Genomic DNA, 18419 nt, shown 5'->3' on the forward strand with positions numbered 1-18419 from the left:
ATGGCAGCTAAAAAAGTACTGGTTACAGGAGGTTTAGGATATATTGGATCCCATACGGTGGTTTGCTTGCAAGCCGCAGGTTTTGAGGTTTTTGTTGTGGACGATTGTTCCAACAGTTCAGAAGCCGTTTTAGAAGGTATTGAAGCAATCAGTGGAAAGCAACCACATTTCACCAAATTAGATCTACGAGACAAAAATGCTACGGCGGCTTACTTTGCCCAACATTCAGACATGGATGGGCTCATTCATTTTGCTGCTTGCAAAGCGGTAGGAGAAAGCGTCGCCAACCCCTTAAAATACTACGAAAACAATATCTCGGGTTTGGTTTATGTACTTCAAGGTTGTGTAGAACATAATATCAAGAATTTTATTTTTAGCAGCTCTTGTACCGTCTATGGGCAACCTGATGAACTTCCTATTGATGAGTCTGCTCCGGTACAACCCGCGGCCTCTCCATATGGCAACACTAAACAAGTGGGTGAAGAAATTATTGTGGATAGTTGTGATGCATACGGATTAACGGCTATTTCTTTGCGTTATTTCAATCCGATCGGAGCTCATGATTCTGCTCAAATAGGCGAATTACCCTTGGGAGTACCGCAGAACTTAGTTCCATTCATTACACAAACAGCTGCAGGACTTAGAGAAGAGCTTCAGGTCTTTGGAGATGATTATCCAACTGCCGATGGTAGTTGCATTCGCGATTATATTCACGTGGTTGACTTGGCTGAGGCGCACGTGATTGCCCTAAGTAGATTGCTGGAGCAAAAGAACACGACCAATTTTGAGGTGTTCAATGTGGGTACGGGAGAAGGAAGTTCTGTGTTCGACATCATCAAAACCTTTGAATCTGTTAGTGGTAATCCCTTGCCACATCGAATCACAGACCGACGGCCAGGTGATGTAATCGCTGTTTATGCCGATACCAAAAAGGCCAATGAAGTCCTGGGTTGGAAAGCGCGATTCAGTAATGAAGACGCACTGTCTTCTGCTTGGAAATGGGAGCAGAAAATCCGTTCTAAATAATCAACTCAAATTAAGAAGCAATCCCGGCTTTCTGAGTTTCTTTGCTGCGATCGATCTTTTTGATCAATCCCTGTAGTACGTTACCTGGGCCAACTTCTATAAAAGTCTCGGCGCCATCAGCAATCATCTGTTGCATGCTTTGCGTCCAACGCACAGAAGCTGTAAGCTGTTTGATCAAATTCGATTTGATAGCCTCCGGATCAGTCACTGCGGCTGCGGTCACGTTTTGATAGATCGGACAGATCGGTGATTTGAAGTTGGTGTTCTCAATAGCTTTAGCCAGTTCCTCACGCGCGGGTTCCATAAGTGGTGAGTGGAATGCTCCACCAACAGGTAACATCAGAGCGCGGCGGGCTCCAGCTTCTTTCAAGCTTTCACAGGCAGCTTCAACTGCGGGTACTTCTCCTGAGATCACTAATTGACCTGGGCAATTGTAATTAGCAGCAACTACAATACCTGGAGTTTGCTCACATACATTTTCAACCACTGCATCTTCAAGTCCTAATACGGCAGCCATAGTTGAAGGTTGAATCTCACAAGCGGCTTGCATAGCTAAAGCGCGTTTAGAAACTAGATTCAATCCGTCAGAAAAATTCAAAGCACCGCTCGCTGTTAAGGCAGAAAGCTCTCCTAAAGAGTGTCCAGCTACCATGTCTGGAGCAAAATCATTCCCCATTACTTTGGCCAGTATAACTGAGTGCAAGAAGATCGCAGGTTGCGTTACTTTAGTTTGCTTTAAAGCCTCAGCATCTCCTGTAAACATGATATCGGTAATGGAGAAACCCAATTGCTCGTTAGCAGATTCAAAAAGTGCTTTAGCTTCAGCAGATGCTTCATAAAGATCTTGACCCATTCCTGTGAATTGAGCCCCTTGTCCTGGAAATAAAAATGCCTTCATAGTGGTTGAATTTGGCGGTAAAAATACGCTTTTTAGCTGTATTTGGTAAGGATGCGTTGAACGCTTGTTAAATAGCTGTTTCCAAATAAGTTAAGGTGTGCTAACAAGTAATATAATTGATAAATATCCAGCTGTGACCGCCAATCGGAAGGCAGTTCGCATCTGCTGGCATAGTGTTCAAAAACCAGATCCGGAAAACCTCCAAAGAGATCCATCATTGCCAGATCCATCTGTGCAACACTATAACTAACCGCTGGATCAATTAAAACTGGGCCCTTAGCTCCAGCTAAATAATTGCCGTTCCAAAGATCGCCGTGTATCAATGCTGGCTTTTGTGTTGGAATAAGTTGTTCTAAATTTTTGAAAAAGGCTGCAGTTTTAAGTGGAAAACCAGCATCATGCGCCCATCTGATCTGAGGCTCCAAACGGTCTGTAATATAGTGTTCCACCGCATTGTGTTGCCAGCTATTTTGTTGGGGTAGGGAACCGATGAAATTATCGTGATCCAAACCAAAATTACGGTGAGTATGACTGTGTAGTTGGATCAACTGTTCTGCAAAGGCCTCCCAAAAAGAGTGATGGGTAGGGGTGGATTCCACATAGCGCATTACTAAAGCAGTGCTTGATGGAGTTGTGAATTCGCCAGCTAATTCCGGGATCTGAAAAGTTCGCGTACTCGCTAATAGTTTTAAACCTTTGAGTTCTGCCTTTAAGGAGTTAATTTTAAGTGGACTCGTAGCAATTTTAGATACCCAAGGGCCACTGTCCGTTTGCAGCTTTATGGCCAAGTGAATGTCTCCGCTAGAAAGAGGTGTATAATTTGTTATGGTGCCCGTTTGCTTTTCAATTAAAGCTTTGAGCTCCGCGCCAAACATCTTACTTTCTCAAATAAGTTTCAAAGACGAATTCATAAGCATGCTTCTCATCTTTGGGGTGTTTTTCTGAGTTCACCAATTTCCAGATGCGCTCATCAATCTCTGGAAAAAAGGTGTCTGCTTCAAAAGCTCCGTGTACTCGGGTCAATTCTATTTTATCTGCATGCGGAATTGCTTGTTTGTAGATCTCTCCACCACCAATAATGAATGGATTAGCGTCATGTGCAGATACCTCAAGGGCTTGTTCCACAGAATTAACAATAATACAGTTGGAATTTTTGTATTCAGGGTTTCTGGTGATCACTACATGTATGCGATTAGGCAGTAGTTTCGGAAAGGACTCAAAGGTCTTTCTTCCCATAATTATGTGATGTCCTGTAGTGAGGGTTTTAAATCGTTTAAAATCCACCGGAAGATGCCAAACCAAATCGTTGTCCTTGCCCAATTCATTGTTGGCTCCGGCTGCGGCGATCATGGTCACGGTATTGCTGCGATTTCCTTTGTCCGGACTCGGTGCACCCGTGTCAATAGAAGCTGCTAATTCAGCGAGTTTAGCCTCCTGTTTTGCCTTTAGATTTTCCAATTGTTTAGATTCCCATTCTTTATCCATGAATTTACTGGTAATGAATACGGTTGCAGCATGGTAAAGCAGTAAACAGAACCAGGCCAATATCACCCAAACAAACCAATCCGTCATGAATTCTTCTCCATATCCCAATCCCTTGTTGAGGATCACCATCAGTAAAGAACCAATAAGAAAGACCACAAAATGGGCGAACAAGCGCTTCTTTTGACGAATCCTTTTGGAGGCATATTCAAACTGCGCTATTTGGTCTTGATCTAACTGCGGTTTTTTACTGGATTTTGAAAACATTCTCGCTACATTTATAAGATCAAAGTTACCAAAAATACGCCGGTTCTGTCATGATAGATTTTGAGAATCAATTTCCGCCTTTAAAAGAATTCACTTACCTAAATACTGCCTCGTCGGGACTTATTCCAAAGCGCGTCATTGAGTGGCGAAGTCAGCATGATCAAGACTTTTTGAGTCAGGGAAGCATTTTTAGAGATGATCATAAAATCCTCATTGAAGATATCAGAGGAAAGGTGAGTAACTACTTTGGAGCGTCTATGGATGACATTGCTTTGATTCCCAATTTTACTTTTGGATTTAATACGTTGTTAGACGGATTTGACCCTAAGATGCGTTTCTTAATGCTGCGTGGGGATTACCCTTCTTTGAATTGGCCCGTTGAACGCCGAGAATTTCCACACCGCTATGTTGCTATTGATGCGAATTTGGAGCAGAATATTCAAGAGGCTTTTGAGGCGGAAGCTCCAGATGTTTTTGCCTTCTCCTTGATTCAATACATCAGCGGTATTCGTTTGAGTTTTGATTTCCTTTCTGATTTAAAGCGCGCCTATCCCAACACCTTGTTTGTAGCCGATTGCACTCAGTTTTTAGGTACAGAAGCTTTCGATTTTCAAAATTCTCCTTTGGATGTTGTGATTGGGAGTTGTTATAAGTGGATGCTTTCGGGTTACGGCAATGGCTTGCTATTTGTCAAGGATGTGGCCAAGGAAAAACTATATCCCAAGGTCATAGGCTTTAACTCCACGGAGTACAAGAGTTTTGAGCGAGAAGACGCTCCTTTTAATCGACTTTTTGAACCTGGGCATCACGATACCTTGAACCACGGCAGTGTGGCTAAAGCCATTGAATTTGTTCAAGAATTGGGGACTGATAATTGCTTCAATGCCTTGCAAGCAATCAAGGCGAATGCGATGGAAGCCTTTTTAGAGCGCGGTTTAATTGACCAACATCTGGGCGATCGTGAAATGCATTCGTCGATCTTTAATTTGAAATTGAATGCTGATGATTACTATCGGTTAAGAGATGCAGGTGTGCTCACCTCTTTACGAGGAGATGGTGTTCGTGTAAGTTTTCATTTTTACAACTCCACCCAAGATTTGGACAGCTTGTTGCAACTCATTGCCAAAGCTTAGTCAATAACGCTTACCCCTTTCCAAAAAGCAACGTGATCTTTGATCTCAGAAGCCGCGTCTTTTGGATTCGGATAATACCAGGCGGCATCTGGATTCTCTGCTCCATTTACACTTAAGCTGTAATAGCTGGCTTCTCCCTTCCAAGGGCACGTAGTATGTGTTTGACTGTCTTTGAAAAACTCACTTTTGATTGCGCTAGGTGGGAAGTAGTGATTTCCCTCAACTACAACTGTATTATCGCTTTCTGCGATGATTTGATCATTCCAAATGGCTTTCATAACTAGCTGTTCTTTTTCTTATCATCAGGGTCTGCTGCGAGGGCAAAGATTACAGGAAGTGCATAGGTTACGTTAACAGCCTCTCCATCGGTATATCCAGGCTCCATTTTTGGTAGCGCATTAATTACGCGTTCCAGCTCTTGGTTCACCTGTAAATAGTCTCCGCGAATCAGTACATTTTCAATTGTGCCTTCTGAGCTGATCTCAAATTGAGCAGCCAGGCGGTGTTGTCCTGCTGGTAAACCCAAATTACCAATAAGCTCCATGTCAAAATTCTTATTGATGAACTTTGAAATGCTCTCACTAAGACATTTTCTCTGTTTGTCATTGTCTCCTTTGCAATCGGGATAAATAGGAACTAGTTCAACTCCCGCAAAAGGAACGGTTTTGGCCTCTTGCGCCAAAGTCAAGCCACTACAGGCTATGACCAATAAGATCAACATATGACGCATTACTTCCCGGTTTTAAAAGTGAAAGGCACTTTATAGGTTATTGCCTTTGGTTTGCCGGCCAACATACCGGGCTTCATTTGTGGAATTTGAAGGATGTTTCTACGAGCTTCTGCTTGTAGTGCCTCGCTTCCACCGCTGGTAGAAATGATCTCTACTTTTCCTTCGGTGTTGATTTGAAAGTCGACAATCACACGACCTTGATCATTGTTTTTGTAGGCTTCTGGTGGGTATTTAAAGTTTTTGGCGATATGCTTGGAGAGCATGGTTGTGAAGCATTTGTTCATCGCGGCAGGATCTCCGGAAGTATCTTCGCAGCCCGGCCAAACCGGTGGAAGCTCTCTCATGGTCACTTTATTCTTATCTACAGTTCCCCATTCTTCTTGGGCAAATGAAACACTAAAGGTGAGGACCAAAGCAAAGGTCAGTAGCAGTTTTTTAGTCATAGGTAAGTTGTTTTTGCCGATCTGCCTGGCAGCCGGTATCTGTTTAACGCTCAGTTGGGGTCAAAAATTATACCGCAACCGCGCCTTTGATGTGCGGGTGTGGGTTATAATCAACTAAGGTAAAGTCTTCAAACTGAAAGTCAAAAATATTTTTGACCTCAGGATTGATCACCATTTTGGGGAGAGGTCTAATGTCTCTGGAAAGTTGCAGCTCCAATTGTTCAAAGTGATTGCTGTAAATATGGGCATCACCAAAAGTGTGGATAAAGTCTCCAGCTTCGTATCCGCATACTTGGGCCACCATCATAGTTAATAGGGCGTAAGACGCTATATTAAAAGGTACTCCCAGAAAGATATCTGCAGAGCGTTGATATAACTGACAAGACAGCTTGCCATCTGCAACATAAAATTGAAAGAATGCGTGACAAGGTGGTAAGGCCGCTTTTCCATTAGCCACATTTTCTGAGAAGCTCACAGAGGTGTCCGGCATCACGCTCGGATTCCATGCGCTGACCAACATTCTGCGACTGTCTGGATTGGTCTTTAAGCCTTCTATCACGGCCGTGATCTGATCGATGCCGTCAGAGTTCCAGTTTCTCCATTGGTGTCCGTAAACGGGTCCTAGGTCTCCGTTCTCATCGGCCCATTCGTTCCAAATACGCACGCCATTCTCTTTGAGGTAGTCAATATTGGTATCGCCTTTTAAAAACCAAAGCAGCTCGTAAATGATGGATTTCAAATGAAGCTTTTTGGTAGTCACCATTGGGAATCCTTCACTGAGATCAAATCGCATTTGGTAACCAAAAACACTTTTTGTTCCGGTTCCCGTTCTGTCTGTTTTGGTTACACCTTCTTGCATTACGTGGCGCACCAGGTCGTGATATTGCTTCATAAAATTCGGGCTAAAACTGGCTCTAAAATAGCAAAAAAGGGAGCAAATTGCACCGCGCTTTTTGGTGGATTTCCAATAGTTATTAACCGATCAGCATTCCGGCGATAGTAGCCGTAAGTAAGGCGGCAACAGTACCTCCTATAAGCGCTTTGATTCCAAAGGCTGCTAGGGTTTTGCGTTGGGAAGGAGCCAATACTCCGATTCCCCCTATTTGGATTCCAATAGAGGCGAAGTTGGCAAATCCACAAAGGGCGTAAGTGGCAATTACAATGGAGCGGTAGTTAGACAAAGCTCCTGAATTCTTAAGCTCACTTAAAGAAGCGTAAGCAAAGAACTCGTTCAGAATGGTCTTTTCGCCTAAAAGTTGTCCAACGGCAACCATATCCTCCGCAGGAACGCCAATGATCCAAGCGACAGGCGCAAAGACATTACCTAAAAGGAACTGCATCGACAGACCGTCGTAACGACCGTCCGTGGCAGCAACTATAGTATCGTTAAGACCAGTTGGTGCTCCAATCATATCCATAGTGATCCAATTGAAAACAGCCATAACGGCAGTAAAGACCAAAAGCATGGCACCCACATTTACCGCGAGTTTAAGCCCTTCCGTAGTCCCTCGGCTAATAGCATCCAAAAGGTTACTGCCAATTTTATCTTTAGAGATGTCTAACCTGCGGTTAACTTCTTCCGTCTCAGGATACAGCATTTTTGCAATGATGATCGCCGCAGGGGCAGACATAATGGAAGCCGTCAATAAGTGCTTGGCAAAAATGGCTTTTTCGGCATCACTTTCTCCACCTAAAAATGCGATATAAGCGGCAAGTACGCCACCAGCTATAGTGGTCATACCCCCAACCATCAAACAGAGCATTTCAGACTTCGTCATTTTGTCCAAGTAAGGTTTCACCACTAAAGGTGCCTCGGTCTGTCCAATAAAGATATTCGCTGCTGCGGCAAGACTTTCTGCACCAGATAGGCGCATGGTTTTGCTCATTACCCAAGCAAATCCTTTTACCAAGCGTTGCAGAACGCCTAAATAATAAAGTAGAGAGGTAAATGCCGAAAAGAACACAATGGTAGGTAATACCTTGAAGGAGAAGATATATCCAAAGGTTTCTGTATCGCTTACCAAGCCTCCAAATAGAAATTCAGCTCCGGCTTCACTAAAGTTTAGGAACTGAACCACTTTGGCAGAAAGCCAGTCAAAGGCATCGGCAACGGCGTCTACTTTTAAGACCAATACGGCAAAGATCAACTGCAGACTGAGTCCGCTGAAAACCAAACGCCAATTGATCTTGCGCCGATTGCTGGAAATCAAATAACAAACGCTCAATAAAAAGAACATTCCCAAAGCACCACGCCAAAGGCTGTTTAAGCTTAGGCCTACGCCTTGGTCCGTGTCTAGGGCTAAAGATTCGGTCTTTTCTTGGATTATTTCCTGAGTGAAACTGTAGCGCACTCCATTTTCTGTGAAGTTGAAAACGGAGTCGTTCAGGGTTTCAATGCGATACCTTCTAATGGTGTCGAATGGCTGTTCGTAAAAGAACACGAGTAGATCGTTTTGTCGAGTATAGTCCCCACTAGCCACTAAAGTGTCTTTAGCCAAGAGACTGTAGTGAAATCTATTGCCCGATAAAACAAGGCTGTCTAATTCTTTGTCTATTGAAAATAAAGACTCACCAGTAGTTTTTTCAATGGCATCAAATTGCCAGGTTCCTTCTTCTGACTGTTGAGCAACAGTTTGAGTTATAGCCGCTAGGCCAATCAGCAACAGGAAAAGTTTTTTCAACATTAGTTAGGAACGTTTGGAGATCTCGTCGCGAATGCGGGCCGCTTTTTCGTAGTCTTCATTGCCTACGGCTTGGTCCAACATTTCATTGAGCTCTTTTAGAGTGTAGCCCGTGTAGTCTTCGCTTTGAGCGCTTGAGGGCTCATCGGCGATCAGCTGTTCAACTAAAGAAGGTCCTTCTTCAGTTTCTTCTTCTTGGGAAGTTCCCTTGAGGAAGATTCCAGCTTTATCAAGGATGTTCTTGTAAGTAAAAATAGGCGCTTTGAATCGCAGCGCCAGGGCAATGGCATCACTGGTTCTCGCATCGATGATCTCTTCAATCTTATCGCGCTCACAAATAATGCTCGAATAAAATACACCATCCACCAATTTATGAATGATCACCTGCTTGACTTGAATGTCAAAACGGTCGGCGAAATTCTTAAAGAGGTCGTGGGTGAGTGGTCTAGGTGGTTTGATTTCCTTTTCCAAAGCAATCGCAATGGACTGAGCTTCAAAGGCTCCGATCACAATCGGAAGCTTACGCTGTCCGTCCACTTCACTCAGGATGAGTGCATAAGCACCATTCTGTGTTTGACTGTATGAAATTCCTTTGATATTTAAACGGACCAGACTCATGAAATAGAAGAATAAAGAAAGGCTGTTAAAAACAGGACTTTTCCCATGTTTAACAGCCCTTTATTCGGGTGCCAATTTAGCAAAAATTACGCGTTATTGGCTTTAAATTGCTTTAATTTTTCGGTCAATCGTGGAACCACATCAAAGGCGTCTCCAACGATCCCGTAATCCGCCGCTTTAAAGAAAGGAGCTTCTGGATCTGTGTTGATCACTACCTTTACTTTAGAGGAGTTGATTCCAGCCAAATGCTGAATAGCTCCAGAGATTCCGATAGCGATATACAGATTAGACGCTACTGGTTTTCCAGTTTGACCAACGTGTTCGCTATGCGGTCTCCAACCCATATCACTTACGGGCTTAGAACAAGCTGTTGCAGCCCCAAGGGTGTCTGCTAGGTCTTCAATAAGATTCCAGTTTTCAGGTCCTTTCAAACCACGTCCACCAGAAACTACTACTTCTGCATCGGCGATCGTTACCTTATCTGTTGCTTTGTCAACAGAAGTCACTTCTACGCCATTATCTCCTGCAAGCTCCACACCAAAGGCTGAAGCAGCTGCAGCTGCACTGTTCTCGTGCAATCCGTAGGCATTTTTAGCCAAACCGATCACGGTAACATCGGTCTTTAGCTCGTTAATAGCAAAGGCCTTGTTGGTGTATACTGTAGATTTGACTTTCATTGGGCTGGTGCTTTCTGGAAGGGCAACAACGTTAGGAGCATAAGCAGCTCCGAGTTCCACGGCCAAAAGCGGCGCCAAATATTTACTGTTTGCGCTGGAAGAAACCACAACGGTCTTCGCACCAGCGGCTTTTGCTGCTTGCGCTAGGGCCGCAGCGTAGTTCTTTGCATTGAAGGTCTCCAAAGTAGCATCGTTGATCTCCATCACTTGGTCTGCTCCGTAGTTGCCTAGATCGGCAGCGTTTCCACCATTAATACTAACGGCAGTTACTTCTCCGCCCATGGCGTTTGCAACACCTTTGGCGTAAGAAGTCAATTCAAGGGCGACTTTCTTAAAGGCTCCTCCTTCTGATTCGGTATAAACTAATACTGACATAATTCTTCTTTTTACCGGTGATTAAATCACCTTGGCTTCATTGTGTAACAATTCGATTAACTGATCCAAGTTTTCAGGATCTACCATGGTCACGGCTCCTTTAGGTGCTGGCTTTTCAAAAGCAGCGGTCGCAGCATGAGCTTCTGCAGCATCCGCAGCAACTACATGTAAAGGTTTCTTTCTAGCCATCATGATCCCACGCATGTTTGGAATGCGAAGGTCACTTTCTTCCACTAATCCTTTTTGACCACCAATAACCAAAGGAAGGCTGGTCTTTACAGATTCCTTTCCTCCGTCAATCTCACGAACTGCAGTAGCGTCGCTACCGTCTACTTCAAGATTGATACAGGTGTTAACAAAGTTTGCGCCCAACATGGCTGCCATCATTCCCGGTACCATTCCGCCGTTGTAATCAATACTTTCACGACCTGCAATAATAAGGTCATAACCCCCGTCTTGTGCAACTTTGGTTAATTGCTTGGCCACAAAGTATCCATCAGTAGCTGGGGCATCCACACGGATGGCTTCATCAGCTCCAATGGCTAGGGCCTTGCGTAAGGTTGGTTCTGCACTGGCGTCTCCAACGTTGGCAACGTGCACAGTAGCACCTTGCTTCTCTTTGAACCACATGGCGCGGGTCAGACCAAATTCGTCATTAGGGTTGATCACAAATTGAACACCGTTGGTGTCAAATTGCGTATCGTTATCGGTAAAGTTAATTTTGGATGTAGTGTCTGGAACGTGACTAATACACACTAAAATCTTCATAGTTCAGACTTTTTTTAAGCTGTTTTTACTGTCGTCAAAGTTACCACTATAATTTCGAATATTTACTATGCACGCATAATAAATTTTCAAAAAAAATGCACTTATTTCCATTTTCTTGTGGTGGTGGAGACGAATAAATAGTATTTTTGTTTTTCTCAAAAAATGAAGGAGATGTTCGATCTGAGATCGACTTGAAATCCAAAGCGATAAATATGAAAACCATACAATTTAGAGAAGCAATAGCAGAAGCGATGAGCGAAGAAATGCGTCGCGATGAATCCATCTATTTAATGGGAGAGGAAGTGGCCGAATACAACGGTGCTTACAAAGCCTCAAAAGGTATGTTGGATGAGTTTGGACCTAAGCGTATTATTGACACCCCAATTTCAGAACTAGGTTTTGCTGGGATCGGAGTAGGGAGTGCCATGAACGGCAACCGTCCGATCATTGAATTCATGACCTTCAACTTCTCTTTAGTAGGTATTGACCAGATCATCAACAACGCCGCTAAGATGCGTCAAATGAGTGGTGGTCAGATCAACATTCCTATGGTTTTCCGCGGGCCAACTGCTTCTGCAGGACAGCTTGCTGCGACACACTCTCAGGCTTTTGAAAGCTGGTACGCCAACTGTCCAGGTCTTAAAGTGGTTGTTCCTTCTAATCCAGCTGATGCCAAAGGATTGCTTAAAGCAGCTATCCGTGATGACGATCCGGTGATCTTTATGGAGTCTGAGCAGATGTACGGAGATAAAGGGGAGGTGCCAGAAGGCGAATACCTTATTCCGTTAGGGATTGCCGATGTAAAGCGCAGTGGTGACGACGTGACTATCGTGTCTTTTGGAAAGATCATCAAAGAGGCTTATAAAGCCGCAGATGCTTTGGAGAAAGAAGGAATCTCCTGTGAGATCATTGACTTGCGTACCGTACGCCCAATGGATCACAACGCTATTTTGGAGTCTGTAAAGAAAACCAATCGCTTGGTGATCTTGGAAGAAGCTTGGCCGTTTGGTAACATCGCTACAGAGATCACTTATCAAGTACAGAGCCAGGCCTTCGACTATTTAGACGCTCCTATTGTAAAGATCAATACGGCCGATACACCGGCTCCGTATTCTCCTGCATTATTAGAAGAATGGCTTCCCAATAGTGAAGATGTTGTTAAAGCCGTTAAAAAAGTGCTTTACAAATAAAATCTAGGCGCAATTTTTGCGTTCTAACTGCTTCAGAACAGAAGCGGCCCTGGCCCCCATTGTCTATGAGAGAACAACTACTTGTCTTCCTCTTACTCTTTACGTCTTTGAGCTTTGCTCAAACTAAGATCAGTGGAGAAGTGTTTGATGAGTTTGGAGATCCTGTTCCTTTTGCCAATGTAATTTTCAAAGATTCTTCAGAAGGAACCATTACCAATGAGAATGGTCGGTTCTATTTGGAATCGGATACTACCTATGATACTGCCGTAGTTTCCTTTTTAGGGTATACTACCAAGGAAGTCCCACTCACCAGCCGTACTACCTATAATATGAAGATCGAGTTGGCTGAAGAAGCCTCGAGCTTAGGAGAGGTGGTTGTATTCACAGGGAAGCAATCCAAAAAGAACAATCCCGCTATTGATATCCTTAGAAAGATCTGGGAGAATCGTCGGGAGAACGGGGTCAAGAAATTCAATCAGTATCAGTACGAGAAGTATGAAAAGCTTGAGTTTGACCTAAACACGATCGACTCCGCCTTAATCAAGAGTAAGATCTTTAGAGGGATGGAATTCATCTTTGATCAAACCGATACTTCTAAGATCACGGGAAATACCTACCTGCCCATCTTTATCAATGAGGCCTTTTCTAGAGTCTTTGGAGATAACCTCCAAAACTTACAAAAAGAGATCCTGGAAGGGAACAAGAATTCTGGTTTTAGTAATAATCAGACCATTATTGAATTTGTCAAGGACCTCTATTCAGAGTACGACGTTTACGACAATTATATTAAGTTCTTTGATAAGGCCTTTACCAGTCCGCTCTCCAGAACCGGGATTAATGTGTACAATTATGTGCTGTTGGACTCTGCGTATATTGGAGATAAGTGGTGCTACAATATAGTATACTACCCACGGCGCAAGAATGAATTGACCTTTAAAGGAGACTTTTGGGTGAACGATACTACTTGGGCCATTAAGGAGATCAATATGCAGGCCACTAAGAGTGCCAATTTGAACTGGGTGCGGGAGGTTTATATTGAACAGGAGTTTGATGTGCTCAACGATTCCATCTTTTTGATCACCCGAGATTATTTTCTGAGTGATTTTAGTCTGCGTAAAAAAGAAGGGGCTCGCGGTATCTATGGGAAGCGTACCACACTCTACGATAATTACCAATTTGACATTCCAAAAGAGCGGGACTTTTATAAAGATCAAGTAGATCCTTATGATTACGAGGTCTACAATAGGCCAGATGATTTTTGGGATGAGAACCGCATGGAGGATCTCAATAAGGATGAAAAGCAGATCTATACCCTATTGGACACCTTGAAAACGGTTCCTAGATTCAAGACCTTATACAATATAGGTAGTGTTCTTGCCAGCGGCTATTACGAATTTCCAAACTTCGATTTTGGGCCGGTGTTTTCCATCTTCGGATTTAACGAGGCAGAAGGGCTGCGGATCCGTTTGGGTGGACGAACTTATTTTGGCCGCAACGATATGTGGCGTATTGAGGGCTTTGGTGCTTATGGTTTTCGAGACGAACGCTTCAAATTTGGACTCTCCGGGAAGTGGCTGCTCGATAGGCGCTCCCGATTCATCATTTTTGGAGGTCACCGGAAGGACACCGAACAAACTGGCGCGTCACTGACCAACACCAACGACGTGCTCGGTAGGAACTTGGCCTCATCGGCATTAATTACTGTGGGAGCCAACGACAGGCTAACGCGGATCAATCTGAGTACCGTTGGATTTGAGTTTGAACCCTATAAGAATTTCATTTTCAGAACGACGGGTTCGTTTAGAACATTAACCTCGGCCACGGATACTTTCAGTTTGGACTATTTTGATGAGAACGGCGGCATACAATCCGAGGTGAGACAAGCAGAGCTTTCCACGGGATTGTTTTATACCCCTGGACGCAAGACTTCCGGTTACGGCGTGGAACGCACGGTAATCAACGATGGCGGATTTGCTTCGATATTTGTGGGAGCCACCTTTGGAATCAAGGATGTCTTTAACAGCGACTTTGAGTATCAAAAGCTCCAGGCGCTGTATACGCAGCCGTGGAATATTGGTGGTTTTGGTCGCGCTTATACCACCATTGAGGTTGGGAAGATCTTCGGAGAAGTGCCGCTGACTTTGTTGAGTCCAATTCCAGGAAACCAGACGCTGTTCAGTATTTACAACACCTTTAATCAGTTGGACTTTTACGAATTTGTGAGCGACACTTATGCCTCCTTCCACTTGCAACACGACTTTGGAGGGCGCTTCTTTTCACGAATTCCAGGCTTGAGAAAGCTCAACTTGAGAGAGGTCATCGGGTTTAGAGCGGTTTACGGAGAGATATCCGATGCCAACATCGCCCTGAATGCCTCAAACATACCTTACCAAGCGCCAGAGGACATTTATTGGGAATGGAGTGTCGGAATCGGGAACATCTTCAAAATCTTCCGTTTAGACTTCAATTTTAGAGGAAACTACCTCGATAACCCCGATGCACGCCGCTTTGGTGTCACGGGAACTTTTGGGTTTAGTTTTTAGACGAGGGGGGTCACACTTCTTATCAGCCTTGAGTTCAAGGGTTTTAATTCACTAGTATTCAATTTTTTAGGTAACGCCTTATTTAGGTGGTTATATTTGCGTTTCTAAATTTTATATCCCGACTGATTTCATTACTTTTGCGGTCGCAAATTGAAAGTCAACTAAAAATAGAAATATGTTAGAATCAAACATTATTTGGGTACCTATTGCACTAGCTGTGCTAGGTCTTCTATTCATGCTTGTAAAGATGAGCTGGGTGAAGAAGCAAGCTGCCGGAAACGAGCGCATGCAATCCATCTCTAAAAGTATTAAAGAAGGTGCATTGGCCTTTTTGAATGCTGAGTACCGTTTGTTATTGATCTTTGTTGTGGTAGCATCCGCAGCATTGTTTGGAGTGTCTCAAATGGTTGAGACCACAAGCATCATGATCGTTCCTGCATTCATCCTTGGTGCGTTCTTCTCAGCTTTGGCTGGAAACATCGGAATGCGCGTTGCAACAGAAGCAAACGCACGTACTGCAGAGGCAGCTAAGACAAGTCTTCCACAGGCATTGCAAGTTTCCTTTGGTGGTGGTACAGTAATGGGATTAGGTGTAGCCGGTCTTGCTGTATTGGGTCTAAGCTTACTATTCATGTTCTTCATTGGACAGTTTATGGGTGCTAATGGCTCTTTCTACGACAACATGACCATTGTACTTGAAGCCCTTGCAGGATTCTCTCTTGGTGCGGAAAGTATTGCACTTTTTGCTCGTGTTGGTGGTGGTATCTATACCAAAGCTGCTGACGTTGGAGCTGACCTTGTAGGTAAAGTAGAAGCGGGTATCCCAGAAGATGATCCTCGTAACCCTGCAACTATCGCAGATAACGTTGGTGATAACGTAGGAGACGTTGCTGGAATGGGAGCTGACCTGTTTGGTTCATATGTAGCAACTGTATTGGCTGCCATGGTATTGGGTAACTATGTTATTCGTGACATGAGCGCTACAGCGGCTTACACAGACGCATTTAACAATATGGGGCCTATCTTACTTCCGCTAGTAATTGCTGGTGTTGGAGTATTGGCTTCTATCTTAGGAACATTCTTGGTTCGTATCAAAAATAACGACGCTAAAGAAGCGCAGGTACAGAAAGCCTTGGATATGGGTAACTGGTTCGCGATCATCATTACTTTGATCGCTAGTTACTTCCTTATCGGTTGGATGTTACCAGAGACCTTGACCATGAACTTCTTCGGGGAAGGTGCTAAGGAGATCGCTTCTATGAACGTATTCTGGTCTGCATGTATCGGATTGGCCGTTGGAGCCTTGATTTCTTTCGTTACTGCATACTATACTTCTCTAGGGAAGAAACCTGTACTTGATATTGTACAAAACTCAGGAACTGGTGCTGCAACAAACATCATCGCTGGTCTTGCTGTAGGTATGAAATCTACACTGTGGTCAGTACTTCTTTTTGCTGCTGCGATCTACGGTTCTTATGAGCTTGCTGGATTCTACGGAGTTGCACTTGCTGCTTCTGCAATGATGGCAACTACTGCTATGCAGTTGGCAATCGATGCATTCGGTCCTATCGCAGATAACGCCGGTGGTGTTGCTGAGATGAGTGAACTAGAAGAGCACGTACGTCAACGTACAGACATCCTTGACTCAGTAGGTAACACAACTGCCGCTGTTGGAAAAGGATTTGCAATTGCTTCTGCAGCATTGACTGCTTTGGCATTGTTTGCTGCTTATGTAACCTTTACAGGTATCCAGGGGATTAACATCTTTAAGGCGGATGTATTGGCCGCTCTATTTGTAGGGGGAATGACTCCTGTAGTATTCTCTGCCTTGGCTATGAAGTCTGTAGGTAAGGCTGCTATGGAAATGGTAAAAGAAGTACGTCGCCAGTTTAAAGAGATTCCTGGAATTATGGAAGGAACTGGAACTCCAGAGTATGCGAAGTGTGTAGACATTTCTACTAAAGCTGCTTTGAGAGAGATGATCGTTCCTGGATTGATCACTATTTTGACTCCTATCGCAATCGGTTTGATCTTCGGTGCTGAGCCACTAGGAGGTTATATGGCTGGTGTATGTGTTAGTGGTGTGATGTGGGCGATTTTCCAAAACAACGCTGGAGGTGCTTGGGACAATGCTAAGAAATCATTTGAAGCTGGTGTTGAGATCGACGGTGAGATGACTTACAAAGGTTCTGACGCACACAAAGCGGCTGTAACTGGAGATACTGTTGGTGATCCATTTAAAGATACTTCAGGACCGTCTATGAACATCTTGATCAAATTGACTTGTTTGGTTGGATTGGTAATTGCTCCGATCTTAGGAGGTCACGGAGAAGAAGCTTATGCTGATAACGTGATTGAAGCTGGTAACGTAAAGTTCGTTTCTGAGGATGGTACTACCACCATCATCAAAATGAACGGAGACGCTACTGCTTTGGCAGAAGGAACTGAAGATATCACGGTTGAGGTGACTATGGACGAGGATGCTGAAGCAACTGCTACAGCTACGGTAAAGATCACTAAAGACGGTGAAACTACTACAGAGACCTTTACTGGAACTCCAGAAGAAGTTGAAGCTAAGGTGGAAGCTTACAAAGAGGCAGAAGGTGCTTCAGTAGACATTGAGATCGTAAAAGAAGTGAAAAAGGTAGTAGACGGATCGTCTAAATAATAAAACCTTTAGATATAAAAAAAGCCGCTCAATTGAGCGGCTTTTTTGTTTTTAAAATGTTCCTACTAAACCGACGGTATTATAACCGGCAGTAAAGCGCCAACTGATCCTGTGGCGGTTTTGATAACTGTCCTCATAGCGACGGCTTCCAAAAAGGTAGTTGTCTACACTATCTACAACAGCTATGCTTATTGCTGCTCCTAAAACAATATCGGTTACCCAATGCGCATCGTCCCATAAACGCGAAACGGGCGCAATGCTACCTAGAGCGTAAATTCCAGATTTCACCCAGATATTGTCAAACTGCTTGGCAATGGAATGCGCCATAGAAATGGAGAGGATGGTATGTCCAGAAGGGAAGGAGTGGTAACGTGCGGTTCCTTTAAAAGGTTCAAACTCAAAAGGACCGGTAAAGTCGTCAGGTCGTGCACGACCAACAGCGGTTTTAAAAAAGGTTTGAAAAAGGCCGGAGGTGGCTGCGGAGGCAATTATCAACACTCCAGTTTTACGAACCTTTTCATTTTTGGTCAAAAGTCCAAATCCGTAGATACCGCCAGAGACCATAAAGAAATTCTGAGGGCTTCCAAAGTACCAACCGAATTCCTTGAGTACGCCAGGGGCGTTGGGTTCTTGTTCTACAAAATAGTTACGCGCTGATTGATCCAAAGCCGTAAACATGGAAGTTGCGGTGATTACGCTCACTGCCGTGAGAAAGTCGTCTCCCTGCCAACGAACAGGCGCAGTAATGCTGTGTTTAAAGCCTCCAAAGGCACTTTTGGCATCATACTTTAGGGTTTGCCAAATGTTGGCGTCTTGAGCAAGTGTATCTGCATTAGGGGACTGTCCGAATAACTTAAGACTCGAACCCATTAAAAACAGTACGATCAAAAATTTTTGCATGTAATTAGGATGAAAATCAA

At 43.9% G+C, this 18419-nt stretch carries 17 protein-coding genes; 5 read left to right on the forward strand and 12 right to left on the reverse strand.

The window, feature by feature from the left end; all coding sequences use genetic code 11:
* On the forward strand, positions 1 to 1026 hold the full coding sequence (gene galE / locus HRT75_RS01295) for a UDP-glucose 4-epimerase GalE (protein WP_291182198.1): 1026 nt from the start codon (positions 1 to 3) through the stop codon (positions 1024 to 1026).
* A gap of 10 nt (positions 1027 to 1036) precedes the next feature.
* Here the strand turns inward: galE and fabD are convergent, their stop codons facing one another.
* Genes fabD through HRT75_RS01310 form a run of 3 tightly spaced genes read right to left on the reverse strand, consistent with a single transcriptional unit; the run spans position 1037 to position 3673 of the window.
* On the reverse strand, positions 1037 to 1924 hold the full coding sequence (gene fabD / locus HRT75_RS01300; RefSeq protein ID WP_291182199.1) for an ACP S-malonyltransferase: 888 nt from the start codon (positions 1922 to 1924) through the stop codon (positions 1037 to 1039).
* 32 nt (positions 1925 to 1956) lie between these two features.
* Positions 1957 to 2799, reverse strand: coding sequence for a fructosamine kinase family protein (locus HRT75_RS01305; RefSeq protein WP_291182200.1), 843 nt, complete (start codon positions 2797 to 2799; stop codon positions 1957 to 1959).
* Position 2800: 1 nt separating this feature from the next.
* A complete protein-coding gene (locus HRT75_RS01310; RefSeq protein ID WP_291182201.1) occupies positions 2801 to 3673 on the reverse strand; it encodes a dihydrofolate reductase in 873 nt (290 codons plus the stop codon).
* A 50-nt stretch (positions 3674 to 3723) separates the two neighbouring features.
* Between HRT75_RS01310 and HRT75_RS01315 the strand changes: the two genes are divergently transcribed.
* On the forward strand, positions 3724 to 4806 hold the full coding sequence (locus HRT75_RS01315; RefSeq protein ID WP_291182202.1) for an aminotransferase class V-fold PLP-dependent enzyme: 1083 nt from the start codon (positions 3724 to 3726) through the stop codon (positions 4804 to 4806).
* Here the strand turns inward: HRT75_RS01315 and HRT75_RS01320 are convergent.
* From HRT75_RS01320 to HRT75_RS01355, 8 genes are all read right to left on the reverse strand, one after another.
* Entirely contained in the window at positions 4803 to 5084 is a 282-nt protein-coding gene (locus HRT75_RS01320; protein ID WP_291182203.1) for a DUF427 domain-containing protein, read from the reverse strand. The genes HRT75_RS01315 and HRT75_RS01320 overlap by 4 nt on opposite strands.
* A gap of 2 nt (positions 5085 to 5086) precedes the next feature.
* Complete coding sequence (locus HRT75_RS01325) at positions 5087 to 5536, reverse strand: hypothetical protein (RefSeq protein ID WP_291182204.1); 450 nt, start codon at positions 5534 to 5536, stop codon at positions 5087 to 5089.
* A complete protein-coding gene (locus tag HRT75_RS01330) occupies positions 5536 to 5979 on the reverse strand; it encodes an energy transducer TonB (protein ID WP_291182205.1) in 444 nt (147 codons plus the stop codon). Before HRT75_RS01330 ends, HRT75_RS01325 begins: the two co-directional genes overlap by 1 nt.
* A gap of 67 nt (positions 5980 to 6046) precedes the next feature.
* Entirely contained in the window at positions 6047 to 6871 is an 825-nt protein-coding gene (locus tag HRT75_RS01335) for a thymidylate synthase (RefSeq protein ID WP_291182206.1), read from the reverse strand.
* Positions 6872 to 6953: 82 nt separating this feature from the next.
* On the reverse strand, positions 6954 to 8663 hold the full coding sequence (locus HRT75_RS01340) for a nucleoside transporter C-terminal domain-containing protein (protein WP_291182207.1): 1710 nt from the start codon (positions 8661 to 8663) through the stop codon (positions 6954 to 6956).
* A gap of 3 nt (positions 8664 to 8666) precedes the next feature.
* Positions 8667 to 9278, reverse strand: a complete 612-nt coding sequence (locus HRT75_RS01345) for a bifunctional nuclease family protein (RefSeq protein WP_291182208.1) — start codon at positions 9276 to 9278, stop codon at positions 8667 to 8669.
* An 86-nt stretch (positions 9279 to 9364) separates the two neighbouring features.
* Positions 9365 to 10330, reverse strand: a complete 966-nt coding sequence (locus tag HRT75_RS01350) for an electron transfer flavoprotein subunit alpha/FixB family protein (protein ID WP_291182209.1) — start codon at positions 10328 to 10330, stop codon at positions 9365 to 9367.
* 21 nt (positions 10331 to 10351) lie between these two features.
* Positions 10352 to 11098, reverse strand: a complete 747-nt coding sequence (locus tag HRT75_RS01355) for an electron transfer flavoprotein subunit beta/FixA family protein (RefSeq protein WP_291182210.1) — start codon at positions 11096 to 11098, stop codon at positions 10352 to 10354.
* A 191-nt stretch (positions 11099 to 11289) separates the two neighbouring features.
* On the opposite strand from HRT75_RS01355, the gene HRT75_RS01360 reads away from it, so the two are divergent.
* From HRT75_RS01360 to HRT75_RS01370, 3 genes are all read left to right on the forward strand, one after another.
* Positions 11290 to 12288: a pyruvate dehydrogenase complex E1 component subunit beta gene (locus tag HRT75_RS01360; protein ID WP_291182236.1), complete on the forward strand. Its 999-nt coding sequence runs from the start codon at positions 11290 to 11292 to the stop codon at positions 12286 to 12288.
* Between the two features lie 65 nt (positions 12289 to 12353).
* Entirely contained in the window at positions 12354 to 14831 is a 2478-nt protein-coding gene (locus HRT75_RS01365) for a DUF5686 and carboxypeptidase-like regulatory domain-containing protein (protein WP_291182211.1), read from the forward strand.
* A gap of 175 nt (positions 14832 to 15006) precedes the next feature.
* Entirely contained in the window at positions 15007 to 17499 is a 2493-nt protein-coding gene (locus tag HRT75_RS01370) for a sodium-translocating pyrophosphatase (protein WP_291182212.1), read from the forward strand.
* Positions 17500 to 17550: 51 nt separating this feature from the next.
* Here HRT75_RS01370 and HRT75_RS01375 read toward each other — a convergent pair whose 3' ends face one another.
* Positions 17551 to 18399: a phosphatase PAP2 family protein gene (locus HRT75_RS01375; RefSeq protein WP_291182213.1), complete on the reverse strand. Its 849-nt coding sequence runs from the start codon at positions 18397 to 18399 to the stop codon at positions 17551 to 17553.
* Between the last annotated feature and the right edge of the window lie 20 nt (positions 18400 to 18419).

It is taken from the genome of Gilvibacter sp. (assembly GCF_013214815.1).
GTDB lineage: Bacteria > Bacteroidota > Bacteroidia > Flavobacteriales > Flavobacteriaceae > Gilvibacter.